Source organism: Nocardia sp. NPDC050408, assembly GCF_044458905.1.
In the GTDB taxonomy this organism is placed as follows: Bacteria; Actinomycetota; Actinomycetes; order Mycobacteriales; family Mycobacteriaceae; genus Nocardia.
The window spans coordinates 1-15,728 of record NZ_JBITIL010000023.1 but is presented as its reverse complement, the minus strand read 5'-3'; the positions used below and the strand labels follow the sequence as shown (position 1 = coordinate 15,728).

Genomic DNA, 15,728 nt, shown 5'->3' with positions numbered 1-15,728 from the left:
TGCGGTCCGATTATCGCACAGAACGACCCAACCGCGCGATAGGCGCGACTTATTTCGCGAGGAAGAAGAAATATCCGAGGAACATCACCATCAGCGCCCACATCGCCGGATGCACCTCTTTGACTCGTCCCTTCGCGACCATGACGATCGGATAAAACAGCATGCCCATCGCCAGGCCATTCGCGATCGAGTAGGTCAGCGGCATCATGACGACGGTGATGAACGCCGGAATCGAGTACTCCAGACGGTTCCAGTCGATCTCGCCGAGCGCGCGGGCCATCAGCACGCCGACCACGATCAGCGCAGGCGCGGTAATGGCCGCCGAACCGGCGACCACGGCGAAGATCGGGTAGCAGAACATGGCGATCAGGAACCACCCCGCCGTGGTCACGGCAGTCATGCCGGTCCGTCCGCCCGCTGAGACACCCGCGGTCGATTCGACGTAGGCGGTGGTGGTCGAGGTGCCGATAACCGCACCCGCCATGGTGCCCACCGAATCCGCGGCGAGTGCGCTGGCCGCACGCGGCAGTTTGCCGTTCTTGTCGAGCAGTCCGGCCTGGTTGGCGACGCCGATCAGGGTGCCGGAGCAGTCGAAGAAGTCGACGAAGAGCATGGTGAGAATGACGACTGCCATCTGGCCGGTGAATGCATCGGGCAGGTGGATGATCGCCTGGCCGAAGGTGTGCTCGAGTCCCGTCGGCATCGCCACGACACCCGTGGGCAGATCGACTAAACCACTGATGACACCCACAATGGCCGTGAGCACGATGCCGTAGAGCACCGCGCCGTGCCAGCCGATGACCAGGAACACCACGGTCATCACGAGACCGAACAGTGCCAGCAGCGTGGTGCCCTTGGTGAAGTCGCCGAGGGTGACGAGGGTGGCCTCGCTATTGACAACGATGCCCGCGTTCTTCAGGCCGAGAAATGCCACGAACATGCCGATGCCCGCGCCGACGGCGAGCTTCATCTGCATCGGAATCGCGTTAAGGATGCGTTCGCGCACCTTGGTGATCGCGAGTACGAAGAAGATCACGCCGGACAGGAAGGTCCCCGACAGCGCCACCTGCCACGGGATTCCCATCCCGAGCACCACCGAATAGGCGAAGAAGGCATTCAGGCCCATGCCCGGTGCGAGCGCGATCGGATATCTGGCCCACACCCCCATGACCAGCGTGCCGAAGACCGCGGCGACGGCCGTCGCGGTGAAGACCGCCTGCATGGGAATGCCCTTGGCACCGAGCGTGCCCTCGTCGCCGAGAACCGATGGATTCACGGCGAGCACATAGGACATGGCGAGGAAGGTGATGGTTCCGGCCATCAGCTCGCGCTTCATGGTCGAACCGTTCGAACTGATGCCGAAGTACGCGTCGAGGCGTCCTCGGGTTCGCGTCAGAACGTCGGTGACCATGAGCTCTCCAGTCGAAAACAAGTACAGGGGTGCCAGGGCACGGTAGCCGACAATTCACTGCTCCCCAGAACCCGGCCCATCAGCAGGTAGAGGTTTCCGTGAGCAGCGTCACGGTCGCCATCTCAGACCCGCTCCCCTGGGACCTGAAAGGCCTGGTCCAACTCGCCGAGAGCTCGGAGTGGGTCCAGCATGCGACCCTTACACCAGCGCAGCGCGGTCGATTAGCCGTTCGGGGCGATTACCAGGCCCAGTTCGGCATCGCTGGCGAGTAATTCGTTGTGAGGGAGTACGCGGACTGTGTAGCCGACGGCGCCCGACAGGGGCACCGGGGTTTCGACGGTGAAACGGTCTACGCCGGAATCGGATCCGGTGTGGGTCATGGGGAAGGTGGTGGTGTCGGAGAGGTCGTCGGTCGGCGAGACGCGGCCCAGTACCGCTTGGACCGTGACGTCGCCGGGGGTGAGTCCGCCGAGGTCGATGCGGGCGGCGAGAGAGAGGTCGGCGCCGATGATCGGAGTGTCGGGCAGGCCCGCACTGTCGACCTGGATGATCTTGACCGAGGACCACGCGGCCTCGACTCGGCGGCGGTACTCCGAAACCGCTCGGGCACCAGCGAATTCGTCGGCGCTCGCGCGTCGACCGGCGGATGCGGCGCAAGTGTAGTACTCGACGGCATAGTCGCGAACCATGCGCGAGGCCAGCACCTTCGGGCCGAGCGTTTGCAGAGTGTGGCGCACCATCTCGACCCAGCGCACCGGCATATCCGAGCCGTCGCGGTCGTAGAAGCGCGGTGCGACGGTGCGTTCGAACAGGTCGTAGAGGGCGGCGGCCTCCAGGTCGTCGCGGCGGTGTTCATCGGAGACACCGTCGGCGGTCGGTATGGCCCAACCGTTTTCGCCGTCGTACATCTCATCCCACCAGCCGTCGCGGATGGAGAGGTTGAGTCCGCCGTTGAGCGCGGACTTCATACCGGAGGTGCCGCAGGCCTCCAGCGGACGCAGCGGATTGTTCAGCCAGACATCGCAACCCCAGTACAGGTAGCGAGCCATGGACATGTCGTAGTCGGGCAGGAAGGCGATGCGATGACGCACTTCCGGATCGTCGGCGAACCGCACGACCTGTTGAATCAGCGCCTTGCCGCCATCGTCGGCAGGGTGGCTTTTCCCCGCGACGACCAGTTGCATCGGCCGGTCGGGATCCAGCAGCAGCGCACGCAAGCGCTGCGGATCGCGCAGCATCAGGGTCAACCGCTTGTAGGTCGGCACCCGGCGCGCGAAACCGACGGTTAATACGTTCGGATCGAAAACGCTGTCGACCCAACCCAATTCAGCCGAAGCCGCACCGCGCTGCAACCAGGACGCGCGGACCCGCCGGCGCACCTCGGCAACGAGGATAGCGCGCAACGTATTCCGGGTCGACCACAATTCACCCAGGTCGAAGTCGCGCAGCTTCTCCCAGCCACGCGCCTCCTCGACCAGCTCCGGACCGATATGTTCGCGTGCCTTGTCGAACCATTCGCGCGCGGCCCAGGTCGGGGCGTGCACACCATTGGTGACCGATCCGATCGGCACCTCGGTCGCGTCGAAGCCGGGCCACAGCGGCGCGAACATCGCGCGACTCACCTCGCCGTGCAGTTTGGAAACACCATTGGCGCGCTGGGCGAGCCGCAAGCCCATATGCGCCATATTGAACACCGACGGGTCGGCCTCGCGACCGAGCGCGACGATCCGGTCGACGGAAAGCCCTGGCAGCATGGCGGATTCGGATTCGCCGTGGCCACCGCCGAAATACCTGCGCACCAACGGCATCGGGAACCGGTCGATACCCGCGGGCACCGGCGTATGCGTGGTGAACACGGTCGCGGCCCGCACCGCAGTGAGCGCGGTGTCGAAATCCAGTCCGGCCGAGACGAATTCGCGGATCCGCTCGACGCCGAGGAATCCGGCGTGGCCCTCGTTCATATGGAACACATCGGGATCCGGCACCCCCGCAGCTCGCGTATAGGCGCGCACCGCCCGCACCCCACCGATACCGGCCAGGATCTCCTGCTTGATTCGATGGTCCTGATCACCGCCGTAGAGCCGGTCGGTGACCGCGCGCAGTTCCGGATCGTTCTCGGCGATATCGGAATCCAGCAGCAGCAATGGCACCCGCCCGACCTGTGCTATCCATACCCGCGCCCGCAACACCCGCTGATCGGGCATGGCCACATGGATCAGCACCGGCGAACCTTCGGTGGTCAGCAGCCGCAATGGCAGCCCTTGCGGATCCAGCGCCGGATAGTGCTCGGACTGCCAACCGTCCGCGGTCAGCGACTGTCGGAAGTAGCCGGAGCGGTAGAGCAATCCGACGCCGATCAGCGGCAGCCCCAGATCCGATGCGGACTTCAGATGATCACCGGCGAGAATCCCGAGGCCACCCGAATAGTTCGGCAGTACCTCGGTGACGCCGAACTCCATCGAGAAGTAGGCGATACCGCGCACCGGTTCGTCGGTCTGCCGCTGGAACCAGCCCGGTCGCGTCAGATAGTCGCGCAGATCGGCGGCCGCGGCATCCACGCGCCCGACGTAGTCCGCGTCGGCGGCGAGCTCGTCCAACCGCGCCGCGGGGACCTCACCCAGCATCCGCACCGGATCGTGTCCGAGCTCGCGCCACAGCTCGGCGTCGAGTTCGGCGAACAGGTCCTGGGTAGGCCAATGCCACGACCAGCGCAGATTCGTGGAAAGTTCGCCCAGGGCCGCCAAACGCTCGGGCAGATGGGCACGGACGGTGAAACGACGGAGTGCCTTCACCTGCCGAACCCTACCGAATGCCGCGACACCTGGGGGCTCCAGCTGCCCAGGTCACCTGACCAGATCCGCCGCATCCGCGGTCACGGTCAATGGGAGGGGCAGACCCCGACCATCAGACCACATGCAGCCGCACCGCAGGGTCGAGGGCGGTGAGGTCGTCGGGGTCGGAGGTTACGACCATGATCGACTGCACGGCACGAGCAAGCACGATCACGTGTGCATCGACCACATCAGCAGTTCCAGTGACGGCCAGCAACGCGCCGACCGCGATGGCGTGGGTCTCGCTGAGTCCGGCGACGGTGACCGTATGCGCCTTCAAAAGGCACGAAATCGCATGCTGACGTGGGCTGTTCCGCCATGTCTGTGCCAGAACTGTTGCGGGGATGAGGATTTGGTAATTCCGCCGGGTAGCTTCTTGCAACACCGCGACTGCGCGGGAGTTGCGTTTTTCGAGGCCGATCAATGCTCCGGAGTCGAGCACAATCATGCAGCACCGCCGAGGTGGTCCGCCGCTGCGGCGGCCTCGGCAGCGTCAAGAGCAGCGCCGGCCTCTTCTCGGTCGGCGTCGGTGACTCCAGCCTCGGTGGCGAGTTCGGTGAGGATGGCCTCAGCGGCGGCCCAGTCGGGTTCCCGACGGGCCAGCGCGGCGAACCACGATGATACGGAGGACGCTAGTCCCGCTTCGACCGCGCGATCCGCTTTGGCAGCCAGGTCGTCGGGGATCGAGATTGTAATACGCGCCATGACCAGCATGATACTCAACAGTATGAACATTTCATACTGTTGAGTATCGGGCGGACGCGATGCCGTTGGCCCCGACGCCCAGACCGAATAATGGCTCGCGACCAACCCGGGCGGGTGAGAGCATCGCCTGATGCCGCACTGGATCGATGTGCTCCCCCAGTTCCTGCTGGCCTGCTTCATCCTGGCCGCACTGCCGGGACCGGCGACGGCGCTGTTCCTCCAACGCGCCGTGCGGGACGGTCGCGCGGCGGGCTTGGCGGCGGTGGCCGGGAACGAGATCGGGGTGTTCGGGTGGACGCTCGCCGGTGGCGCGGGTCTGTCGGTGCTGCTGGTCGCGAACCGGTTCATCAACACGACGGTGCACGTCATCGGGGCGTTGGTGTTGATCTGGCTCGGCGTGCAGGCTTGGCGCGGTGCCCGCGGTGACGACGAATTCGGCAGCACGGCGTTTACCCGCCCCGCCGGCTCCCAACCCCGGGCGCCCAAGTTACTGCCGACCGGCCGTACCCCCGGTTCGGCCTTCCGCGCCTCGCTGATCTCGATCGCGGCGAATCCGAAGGCCGCCGTCTTCGGCCTGACGATCCTGCCGCAGTTCCTGCCGTCGAGCGGGCCGGTGCTGCCGACCGTGCTGATCCTGGCGGGCATCCAATTGGTCATCGATACCGCTTGGTGCATCGGCATCGTGTTGGCCGCCGACCACGCCGGGACCTGGCTGCGGCGAACCGGAATCCGCCAGCGGGTGCAGCGCGCGCTCGGCGCGATCCTGGTCGCACTCGGTCTCGGTCTGGCGGCCGACGCACGCTGATCCCGTCCAACCGCCCGGCACCCGGTAGGTTGGTCGACGTGACCGGCCGCATCGCAATCGATGACACCGCCCCTGCGATACCCGGCGGCCGCTCGGCCAAGGCCGTGGTCGGCGAGGTCTTTCCGGTGCGCACCGTGGTCTGGCGCGAGGGCCATGACGCCGTCTCCGCCACGCTCGCGGTGCGCGGCCCCGGCTCGTCGCGGATCACCCGCATTCGCATGACGCCGGACTACGAACCGGATGTCTTCAACGCCACCTTCGTACCCAACCTGCCCGGCACATGGACCTACCGCATCGAGGGCTGGAGCGATCCGATCGCCACCTGGCGGGCAGCGGTGGAGGCGAAACTCGCCGTCGGGCAGAGCGCCGCGGATCTCGCCAACGACCTCGAGCTAGGCGCCCGGCTGTTCGAGCGGGCCGCGCAGGCGGTGCCAAAGAAGCAGTTCGAGCGCTTGCGCGCCGCCGCGACGGCTTTGCGCACCGACGAACAGCTGCCCGCCCGGGTCGCCCCCGCCTTCAGTTCGGACGTCGCCGAAATTCTGCGCGATACGCCGTTGCGGGACATGGTCACTCGCGGCCCGCAGCACTCGATACTGGTGGAACGTCAACGCGCACTGTACGGCTCGTGGTACGAATTCTTCCCGCGCTCGACCGGCGGCCGCGATGCCGAGGGCAACCCGATCCACGGTAACTTCGCCACCGCCGCAAAGGAATTGCCGCGTATCGCGGGCATGGGCTTCGATGTGGTCTACCTGCCGCCGATCCACCCGATCGGTGAGATCAACCGCAAGGGCCGCAACAACACGCTCGCCGCCGAACCCGGTGATGTCGGATCTCCGTGGGCGATCGGGTCGAAGCAGGGCGGGCACGACGCAATCCATCCCGAACTCGGCAGCACCGCCGACTTCGCTGAATTCGTCGCCACCGCAACCCAACTCGGCCTCGAGGTAGCGCTCGACCTGGCACTGCAGTGTGCACCGGACCACCCGTGGGTCGCCGCGCACCCGGAGTGGTTCACCACCCTCCCGGACGGCACCATCGCCTACGCCGAGAATCCACCGAAGAAGTACCAGGACATCTACCCGGTCAACTTCGACAACGATCCGGACGGACTGTACGCGGAAGTGCTGCGCGTCGTCCGACACTGGATCGGCTTGGGCGTGAAAATCTTCCGCGTCGACAACCCGCACACCAAACCAGCCGACTTCTGGGAATGGCTGATCGCGACCGTGCGGCGCACCGATCCGGACGTGATCTTCCTGTCCGAGGCATTCACCCGACCGGCGCGGCTCTACGGACTGGCCCGCCGCGGATTCAGCCAGTCCTACACGTATTTCACCTGGCGCGTCGCGAAATGGGAGCTGACCGAATTCGGCAACGAACTGGCGGCCAAGGCCGACGAGGCCAGACCGAACCTGTTCGTCAATACCCCCGACATCCTGCACGAAAGCCTGCAGCACGGCGGTCCCGGCATGTTCGCCATCCGCGCGGCGCTGGCCGCGACCATGGCACCGACCTGGGGTGTCTACTCCGGATTCGAACTCTTCGAGCATCAGGCGGTGCGCCCGGGCAGCGAGGAATACCTGGATTCGGAGAAGTACGAGCTGCGCCCACGCCCGTTCGCCGAGGCGTTCGCGCGCGGAGAATCATTGGAGCCGTGGATCACTCGGCTCAACGAGATCCGCCGCGCGCATCCGGCACTGCAGCAATTGCGCTGCGTCCACTTCCATCACGTCGACAACGACGCGCTGCTGGCCTATTCGAAGGTCGATCCGGTCAGCGGTGACGCGGTGCTGGTCGTGGTGAATCTGAATCCCTATGGGGTCGAATGGGGCATGATCTCGCTCGACCTGCCCGCCATCGGCCGCGAATGGCACGACCATCCGGTGGTGTTCGACGAGGTCAGCGGCGAGGAATACCACTGGGCGCAGACCAATTACGTGCGCCTGGATCCGGCCCGCGCGGTCGCCCATATTCTGACGCTGCCCGCGGTATCACAGCAGGCGCGCGCGGAACTGGCCTTCCGGAGGACATTTCGATGAAACGCCGCGATCTGATGCTGCTCGCGGCGGGCACCCACGCCGATCCGCATACTGTGCTCGGCGCGCACCCCCACCCCGACGGCACGATCGTGCGAGTGTTGCGCCCGCACGCCGATACCGTGTTCGCCCGGGTCGGCGGCGTCGATCATCCGCTGAAGTCGTTGGGACACGGCATTTACGCAGGTGTCGTGCCGCATCAGGACCTGATGGACTATCGCATCGTCACCAATTACCAAGGCGGACAGACGATCATCAGTGCGGACGGCTACCGCTTTCTGCCCACCGTCGGTGAGCTGGATCTGCATCTCATCGGGGAGGGCCGTCACGAACACCTGTGGGAGGTGCTCGGCGCGCATCCGCGTCATTACACCACCCTCGACGGCGAGGTGGACGGGACGTCGTTCGCCGTCTGGGCACCGAATGCCCGTGGTGTCACCGTGATCGGCGATTTCGACGGTTGGAGCGGGAATACCGCACCGATGCGTTCGCTCGGATCCTCCGGGGTTTGGGAGGTTTTCGTGCCGGGGGTCGGCGTCGGCACCAAGTACAAGTTCCGGCTGCACGGCGCGGATGGACGCACCGTGGATCATGCGGATCCGCTGGCCTTCGCGACGGAGCTGCCACCCGCGACGGCATCGGTGGTCACCGAAAGCAATTACGTGTGGTCCGATGGGGATTGGGTCGCGGCCCGCGAACGCACCGACCCGACCCGCGCCCCGATGAGCGTCTACGAAGTGCACCTGGGCTCCTGGCGTCCCGGCCTCGGCTACCGCGAATTGGCTGACCAGCTAGCCGATTACGTACGCTCGGCCGGATTCACCCATATCGAACTGCTGCCGATCGCCGAGCATCCGTTCGGCGGCTCCTGGGGCTATCAGGTCACGTCGTATTACGCGCCGACCGCCCGTTTCGGCTCCCCCGACGATTTCCGCGCCTTCGTCGACCGCATGCACGCGGCAGGCATCGGCGTACTGCTGGACTGGGTGCCCGCGCACTTCCCCCGCGACGAATGGGCGCTGGCACGCTTCGACGGCACCGCGCTCTACGAGCACGCCGACCCGCGTCGCGGCGAGCAACTCGACTGGGGCACCTATATTTTCGACTTCGGCCGCAATGAGGTGCGCAACTTCCTGGTCGCCAATGCGCGGTACTGGATCGAAGAATTCCATATCGACGGACTGCGCGTCGATGCGGTCGCGTCCATGCTGTACCTGGATTACTCACGCGCCGAAGGCGAATGGGAACCCAATGTGCACGGCGGTCGGGAGAACCTGGAGGCCGTCGACTTCCTGCAGGACCTCAACGAAACCGTGCACCGCCACCATCCCGGCGTCGTCACCATCGCCGAGGAATCCACCACCTGGCCGGGTGTTACCCGCGGCGCCGATGTCGGCGGTCTCGGGTTCACCATGAAGTGGAATATGGGCTGGATGCACGACACCCTGGGCTATCTGGGGCGCGATCCGATCCACCGCTCCTGGCACCACAACGAGATCACCTTCTCGCTGGTATACGCGTGGAGCGAGAACTACGTGTTGCCCATCAGCCACGACGAGGTCGTGCACGGCAAGGGCACCCTGTGGACCAGAATGCCCGGCGACGACTTCGCCAAGGCGGCGGGCGTGCGCGCACTACTGGCCTACATGTGGTCGCATCCCGGTAAGCAATTGCTGTTCATGGGCCAGGATTTCGGCCAGTTCCGGGAATGGTCACACGATCGCGGCTTGGACTGGCGCGAACTGGAAAACCCACTGCACCAGGGCATTACGGCCGCCGTCCGAGATCTCAACGCGGTCTACCGCGCCCATCCCGCGCTGTGGAGTCAGGACACCAGCCCCGGCGGCTACTCCTGGGTCCAGGCCGACGATCGCGAAAACAATGTGATCGCCTTCCTGCGCTATGGCTCCGACGGTTCGGTCATCGCCTGCGTCTTCAACTTCTCCGGCTCGGTGCACGGCGAATACCGCGTCGGCTTGCCGAGCGCCGGCACCTGGCGCGAAATCCTCAATACCGACGCCGTCGAATACGGCGGCTCGGGCATCGGAAACCTGGGCGGCGTCAAGGCGACCGATGCGCCATGGCACGGTCGACCGGCTTCGGCCACCGTAGCGCTGGCCCCGAACACCGCGATCTGGCTCGCACCGGAGAAATAAGCCACCAGCAGTGTTCAGCTGCGCCAGTCCCCACAACGTTCGCTACCCAGCAGCGCGATTGCGTTGCCAATAACCGCGCCCGGCAATCGACCGCGCCGATACGATCGGCGGATAGGTCCGGCGACCGCATCGGCGCACACTATCCGCCCATGCCATGCGCGCCGCGGCGGCTGGGTCAGTACAGTGCGGCAGCCAGCTTGCGGCGCGCGGCAACCACGAAAGGCTCTGCCGGGTCGAACAATTCGAAGAGTTCGAGCAGCCGGGTGCGGGCCTTGGTTCGATCATCACCCGCCGTCTTCTTGATCACCGCGATCAACCGGTCGAACGAGGCCTCGGGCTGCTGCCTCAGCATTTCGACATCGGCGGCCTCCAGGGCCGCGTCGACATTCGCCGGATCGGCATCGGCAGTGGCGATCGCGGAGTCCGAAATGGCCTGCGCACGGGACAGGAAGCGCAACTGACGCAGTGCGCTCTTCGCCTCCTCATTGCCCGGCTCGGCAGCGATGATCGCCTCATAGGCCGCTTCGGCACCGGCCAAGTCGCCCCGCTCGAGCGCGGCCTCTGCGGCGGTGAAACGCGGGTCCTCGACCGCCTGGGGCTGCTCACCGCCCTCGAGCTGACCCCCGACCGCATCGACGACCGCGCTCAACCACTGCCGGACCTGCGGCTCCGGCTGGGCGCCCTCGAAATCCGCGAGCGGCCGACCACCGGCCACCGCGATCACCGTCGGAATGCCCTTCACACCGAACGCCTGCGCGATCCGCATATTGGCCTCTGCCTCGACTGTCGCCAGATCCCACGCGCCCGCGCCCTCCTGGACGAGCCGCTCCAGCGTCTGGACCAGTTCGACGCTGCCCGGGCTGCGCTGCGAATACAGCGCAACGACCACCGGCACCTGAGTGGACCGGCGCAGCACCTTCGTTTCGAAATCCGCCTCGGAGACGGCGTAGTCGCCGCCGCCGCCCGCACCCGACGCACCGGCCGGGGGCTGCTTCAGGCTGGACAGATCCACCGCACCGGACATGGCGGCGGCGACGGCTGGCGAGGGGCGGCGGGCAGCAGGTCGAGTCACGGTTTCCAGTTTGTCACGGCGTCACCGACGCCGGGGCTCCGGTGTCGACGGAACTGGTGTCGCTCAGCTCACCGAGCTTGCCCGCGCGCACGGCCCACACCTCGAAGAGCACGGTGAAGAGCGGCGGAATGCTGGACAGCAGCGCCAGCACCGTGGTCTTGGTGTTCCAGGCCAGCTCACGGGCCGCGAGAATCGCGGTAATGACGAACAGGATGAAGATGATGCCGTGCGTCATCCCGAACACTTTGACCGGCCACAGCACCGGGTCGGGGAGTCGCTTGAACACCATGCCGACGATCAGGAAGACCCAGGAGATCGCCTCCAGCACGGCGATGAAGCGGAACCGCTTGGCCACGGTGCTCAAGTCGAAGAAATTGCCCATGGCCACCATTGTGCCGGACTGCTACGACGGGTCGTAGTTGAACCGGTCACACCCGAACTCCGCCGACCCGGTATACGCCGGGCCGACGGAGGCGAGAACTACACCTTGATGATCAGCGCGTCGCCCTGACCGCCGCCGCCGCAGAGCGCGGCCGCACCGATACCGCCACCGCGCCGCTTCAGCTCCAGCGCCAGATGCAGCAGGATGCGCGCACCGGACATGCCGAGCGGGTGCCCGATGGCGATCGCGCCACCATTGACGTTCACCTTCTCCGGATCGATGCCCAACTTGCGAGTGGACGCGATGCCGACCGCCGCGAACGCCTCGTTGATCTCCACCAGATCCAGCTCGGCGGGCGAAATGCCTTCGCGCGCACAGGCCTTGGCGATCGCATTGGCGGGCTGATCCTGCAGCGTCGAATCCGGACCGGCCACCACGCCCGCGGCGCCGATCTCGGCGATCCAGCTCAGGCCGAGCGACTGCGCCTTCTCCTTGCTCATCACGACCACCGCGGCCGCGCCGTCGGAGATCTGCGAGGCGGTCCCCGCGGTGATGCTGCCGTCCTTGCGGAAGGCCGGGCGCAGCTTGGCCAGCGATTCGGCGGTGGTGTCCGCGCGGATGCCCTCGTCGGTGCTCACCACGATCGGATCGCCCTTGCGCTGCGGCACCGAGACCGGGACCACCTCGTCATCGAAGACGCCGTTCTTCCACGCCGCCGCCGCACGCTGATGCGAGGCCGCCGCGAACGCGTCCTGATCCTCCCGGCTGACCGGCTCGGCGTCGTTGCGCTGTTCGGTCAGCGCACCCATCGGCTGGTCGGTGAAGATATCGTGCAGACCGTCGAAGGCCATGCTGTCGCGCAGCGTCACATCGCCGTATTTGTAACCCTCCCTGCTCCTTTCGAGCAGATGCGGGGCCTGGCTCATGGACTCCTGACCGCCCGCGACGACGATCTCGTACTCGCCGGCGCGGATGAGCTGGTCCGCGAGCGCGATCGCGTTGATACCCGACAGGCACACCTTGTTCACCGTCAGCGCGGGCACATCCATCGGAATGCCCGCCGCTACGGCCGCCTGCCGGGCCGGGATCTGTCCCGCACCGGCGGTCAGCACCTGGCCCATGATCACGTAGTCGACCTGCTCCGGCGCGACGCCAGCCTTCTCCAGCGCGGCCTTGATGGCGAAACCGCCCAGGTCGGAACCGGTGAAGTCCTTCAGACCCCCGAGTAGCCGACCGACCGGGGTACGCGCACCGGAGACGATCACGGTTGTGGTCACGACGAGCCTCGCATTCATTGATCGGAACAGCGTCGCGCACCGAAGCACTCGCGACGTCAACCTCTGTACTCAACGGTAGCTTGTCCTACTCGAACGCCCCCTACCAGGTACGCGGTGCCCTCGCCTACGCTCGGCCAAGCGCAAGGGACTAATGACGGCCTCCGGCCGGCTGTGTCAGATCAGGCGCTACGTTCGAGGGGTGAGCAACGTTATCGACCCGTCGAATTTCATCCCCGGCGACTACGTCATCGCCGTCGACCACGTGGGCATCGCCGTACCCGACTTGGATGCCGCAATTGCCTGGTATGCCGACAATCTCGGCATGATCGAGACCCATCGGGAGGTGAACGAGGCCCAAGGTGTGCACGAGGCGATGCTGTCTTTGCCCGGCGCACCGGACGGCGCGACTGCCCTGCAGTTGCTGGCGCCACTGAACGCGGAGTCCACCATCGCCAAGTTCATCGAACGCAGCGGTCCGGGCCTGCAGCAACTCGCCTATCGCGTCACCGATATAGTGGCCGTTTCCACGTATCTTCGTGATCGAGGTCTGCGTTTGCTGTACGAGGCCCCGCGTCACGGAACCGCCGATTCTCGCATCAATTTCATTCACCCGAAGGATGCTGGCGGTGTGCTGATCGAGTTGGTCGAGCCGAACGCGAATGTTACGCACTAGTATCAAGATCGAGGCCGAAAATCTCGTCCCGATCACATTCGCGGTCGAGTCACCATGAGGTGCAAGTAGGCTGTAGTTTGTGTGCCATGTCGTCACCTGAGTCCGATCGCAATCGCTTCGTTGCACTGCCCTTCACCGTTGTGCGCAAGGGTTATGCGCAAGACGAGGTACGCAACTACTTCGACCGTTTCGATGCCGAGTTAAGGGTCACCGCCACAGATCGGGATGCCGCTGCGGCGCAAGCCCGTAACCTCGCCAGCCAGCTGGAGGACGCGCGGGACGAGATCGACGAACTCCGTAAGGAAGTCGATCGCCTTTCGGTTCCGCCAACCACCGCGGAAGGCATGTCCGACCGCATCTCTCGGATGCTGCGACTGGCTTCCGACGAGGCTTCCGAAGTCCGCGCGCTCGCGCAGGCCGAGGCGGCGGAAATGGTGTCGATCGCCGAGCAGCAGGCCACCGAAATGCGTGGTAAGTACGAATCGCTGCTCGCCGAGACCAAGGAGAAGCGCGAGGCGCTCGAGATCGAATTCGAGCAGACCCTGGCGAATGCGCGTACCGAGTCCGCCAAGATCATCGAGGCCGCTCAGGCCGAGGCCGACCGCCTCGGCAAGGAAGCCGATGCCAAGCGCAAGGCGACCCAGCAGGACTTCGAGGCCACCATGGCGGAGCGTCGCACCAAGCTCACCCGCGCCATGGAGGAGCTCGAGGCCACCAGCCGCGCCGAGGCCGCCCAGCGGATCAAGGACGCGACCGACGAGTCCAACCGCCTCATCACCTCCGCCACTCAGACCTCCGAGCGCAAGATCGCGCACGCGAAGGAACTCGCCGAGGAGATGCGCGTGCTGCGCGGCCGAGTGCTCGCCCAGCTGCTCGGCATCCGCGGCCAGCTCGACTCCGTGCCCGCCATGCTCGCGGCCGTCAACCGGGAAAGCGAACTCCTGGACGGTGTTCCGGATCAGCGCAAGTCCATCGGCGGCGGCACCAAGTCGGTCACCGGCGGTTCGCGCACCAAGGCCATCCCCGAGGTCTCGACCGAGGAAGACGACATCGACGCCGACGAGCGCGAGAACGCCGAAATCAGCAACTGACAACGGCGGGCTGAGCGGCGACAAACGCAACACCCCAACCGAATTCATACCAAGGCCGCCCCACACCCGGGGCGGCCTTCCTAATGTCCGGACATCGCCCGTACGGGGACACACACCGCCACAACAATATTCCGCCCCCACCGAGACCCCAGCGCCCCTGGAACATTCGGCCCGCACTTCCGCATCTACCGAGAGATTCTCCGGCGCAAAACCCCATATCTCGCAGCAGATACCTCTCGGCGTTCGAGTAACCGGTTTCGACGTCCGCACTTCCGATTCTCACGCGCACGTCGGCGGTCGCGAAGCCGACGCATCCTCGATGCCTCGGCGCTGGTCCCGCGCGGCTTGGCGTAATGCGCTATCCGTCAAGCCACTGTCTCCCGAAGATCCTCAGCCCCAAGAGAATCCACAGAACCCGCAGCCGGTATCTCTGACCCGACAGCTACCGCGCCCGACCCCGCCAGAAGATCTGACCCGAATTCACCCACGCCGAGACCACGCTTCGACCTCGGGCGCGCTCCCGCTCCGCAGGTGAGTGTTCAGCCTGCCGCTGGCAACCGAGCCCTTGGTGTCGAGGCTCTTCGAATACCCTGCGCTTGATCACCAGGCCGATACTCGAGCCGATCAGCCGGATCCTTCGGCGCATACTCCGGCCGCAGCTCGGCGACCTTCTTACGAAACCACGACCGCGACCCCGACCAGCCCACCCGCTCGGCGATCACCGCCGCCGGCATCACCAGGAACTCCACCAACAATGCCCGCACCAGCGCCTCGAACTCATCGAACGCCGACGGACCCGCCGCTCGCTGACACGGCGGCGGGAACTCCGACTTGATCGCCCACGAAACCGTATCCCGCGAAATGCTCAACTCGGTCGCGATCGCCCGCCTCGACAGGCCCTCCCCCGCATGGAGATGCCTGATCTGCGCCCAATCCTGCACTGAGATCACCCTTCCGATCGTGGATAGGTGGCCGATTTTCGAAGAGCGCTAGTGGCCAGATTTTCGGATCTGTCCCACTTTCCGTGATCAACCCATCGCTCGAACTGCGAACGGGGACTCGGCAATTGATCATGGTGTCGGTGCTCTGATCTTGGACCGGTGGCGGTCCTACGCCGCAACCAGGACGCGGTCACCACAGGGCTGAGCTGTCCTGGAACAGCGGCCCCTCGAAGGCCACAACAACCCGGATCATTCTGTGGAATCTGAAAAGTCAAGCCGGTGACCGTTGTCCGTGGCGGACGCCAACGATCGGCAGCTGGATGCCGATCGCGGTGCCGGCCCGGG

Annotated in this window: 13 protein-coding genes; 5 read left to right on the top strand and 8 right to left on the bottom strand. The window is 65.7% G+C overall.

The window, feature by feature from the left end:
- Positions 1-49: 49 nt before the first annotated feature.
- The 4 genes from ACIBJI_RS37370 to ACIBJI_RS37355 all read right to left on the bottom strand — a co-directional run bounded on the left by ACIBJI_RS37370 (position 50) and on the right by ACIBJI_RS37355 (position 4,947).
- The gene (locus ACIBJI_RS37370; protein WP_364355663.1) at positions 50-1,411 is read right to left on the bottom strand and encodes an NCS2 family permease; all 1,362 of its coding nucleotides are present in this window, start codon (positions 1,409-1,411) and stop codon (positions 50-52) included.
- 221 nt (positions 1,412-1,632) lie between these two features.
- Positions 1,633-4,203 (bottom strand): alpha-glucan family phosphorylase, encoded by a 2,571-nt coding sequence (gene glgP, locus ACIBJI_RS37365; RefSeq protein ID WP_396959837.1) that lies wholly within the window; start codon positions 4,201-4,203, stop codon positions 1,633-1,635.
- A gap of 112 nt (positions 4,204-4,315) precedes the next feature.
- A complete protein-coding gene (locus ACIBJI_RS37360; protein WP_364355658.1) occupies positions 4,316-4,690 on the bottom strand; it encodes a hypothetical protein in 375 nt (124 codons plus the stop codon).
- Positions 4,687-4,947 carry a hypothetical protein gene (locus ACIBJI_RS37355; protein WP_364355655.1) on the bottom strand — a complete coding sequence of 87 codons (261 nt, stop codon included), beginning with the start codon at positions 4,945-4,947 and terminating at the stop codon, positions 4,687-4,689. Before ACIBJI_RS37355 ends, ACIBJI_RS37360 begins: the two co-directional genes overlap by 4 nt.
- Positions 4,948-5,077: 130 nt before the next feature.
- Here ACIBJI_RS37355 and ACIBJI_RS37350 point away from each other — a divergent pair, with 130 nt between their 5' ends.
- Genes ACIBJI_RS37350 through glgB form a run of 3 tightly spaced genes read left to right on the top strand, consistent with a single transcriptional unit; the run spans position 5,078 to position 9,947 of the window.
- Positions 5,078-5,752 carry a LysE family translocator gene (locus tag ACIBJI_RS37350; protein WP_396959835.1) on the top strand — a complete coding sequence of 225 codons (675 nt, stop codon included), beginning with the start codon at positions 5,078-5,080 and terminating at the stop codon, positions 5,750-5,752.
- Positions 5,753-5,790: 38 nt separating this feature from the next.
- Positions 5,791-7,794, top strand: a complete 2,004-nt coding sequence (locus tag ACIBJI_RS37345; RefSeq protein ID WP_364355649.1) for an alpha-1,4-glucan--maltose-1-phosphate maltosyltransferase — start codon at positions 5,791-5,793, stop codon at positions 7,792-7,794.
- A complete protein-coding gene (gene glgB / locus ACIBJI_RS37340) occupies positions 7,791-9,947 on the top strand; it encodes a 1,4-alpha-glucan branching protein GlgB (RefSeq protein ID WP_364355646.1) in 2,157 nt (718 codons plus the stop codon). The genes ACIBJI_RS37345 and glgB overlap by 4 nt, the downstream gene beginning before the upstream one ends.
- Positions 9,948-10,122: 175 nt before the next feature.
- On the opposite strand, the gene ACIBJI_RS37335 is transcribed toward glgB, so the two are convergent.
- The 3 genes from ACIBJI_RS37335 to ACIBJI_RS37325 all read right to left on the bottom strand — a co-directional run bounded on the left by ACIBJI_RS37335 (position 10,123) and on the right by ACIBJI_RS37325 (position 12,678).
- Complete coding sequence (locus ACIBJI_RS37335) at positions 10,123-10,971, bottom strand: tetratricopeptide repeat protein (RefSeq protein WP_364355848.1); 849 nt, start codon at positions 10,969-10,971, stop codon at positions 10,123-10,125.
- Between the two features lie 61 nt (positions 10,972-11,032).
- A complete protein-coding gene (locus ACIBJI_RS37330) occupies positions 11,033-11,410 on the bottom strand; it encodes a DUF3817 domain-containing protein (protein WP_396959830.1) in 378 nt (125 codons plus the stop codon).
- A gap of 89 nt (positions 11,411-11,499) precedes the next feature.
- Positions 11,500-12,678, bottom strand: a complete 1,179-nt coding sequence (locus ACIBJI_RS37325) for an acetyl-CoA C-acetyltransferase (protein ID WP_364355640.1) — start codon at positions 12,676-12,678, stop codon at positions 11,500-11,502.
- A gap of 199 nt (positions 12,679-12,877) precedes the next feature.
- Here ACIBJI_RS37325 and mce point away from each other — a divergent pair, with 199 nt between their 5' ends.
- Positions 12,878-13,351, top strand: a complete 474-nt coding sequence (gene mce / locus ACIBJI_RS37320; RefSeq protein ID WP_364355637.1) for a methylmalonyl-CoA epimerase — start codon at positions 12,878-12,880, stop codon at positions 13,349-13,351.
- An 86-nt stretch (positions 13,352-13,437) separates the two neighbouring features.
- Positions 13,438-14,442, top strand: coding sequence for a hypothetical protein (locus ACIBJI_RS37315; RefSeq protein ID WP_364355634.1), 1,005 nt, complete (start codon positions 13,438-13,440; stop codon positions 14,440-14,442).
- 539 nt (positions 14,443-14,981) lie between these two features.
- Here ACIBJI_RS37315 and ACIBJI_RS37310 read toward each other — a convergent pair.
- Positions 14,982-15,392 carry a hypothetical protein gene (locus ACIBJI_RS37310; protein ID WP_364355631.1) on the bottom strand — a complete coding sequence of 137 codons (411 nt, stop codon included), beginning with the start codon at positions 15,390-15,392 and terminating at the stop codon, positions 14,982-14,984.
- Positions 15,393-15,728: the final 336 nt, after the last annotated feature.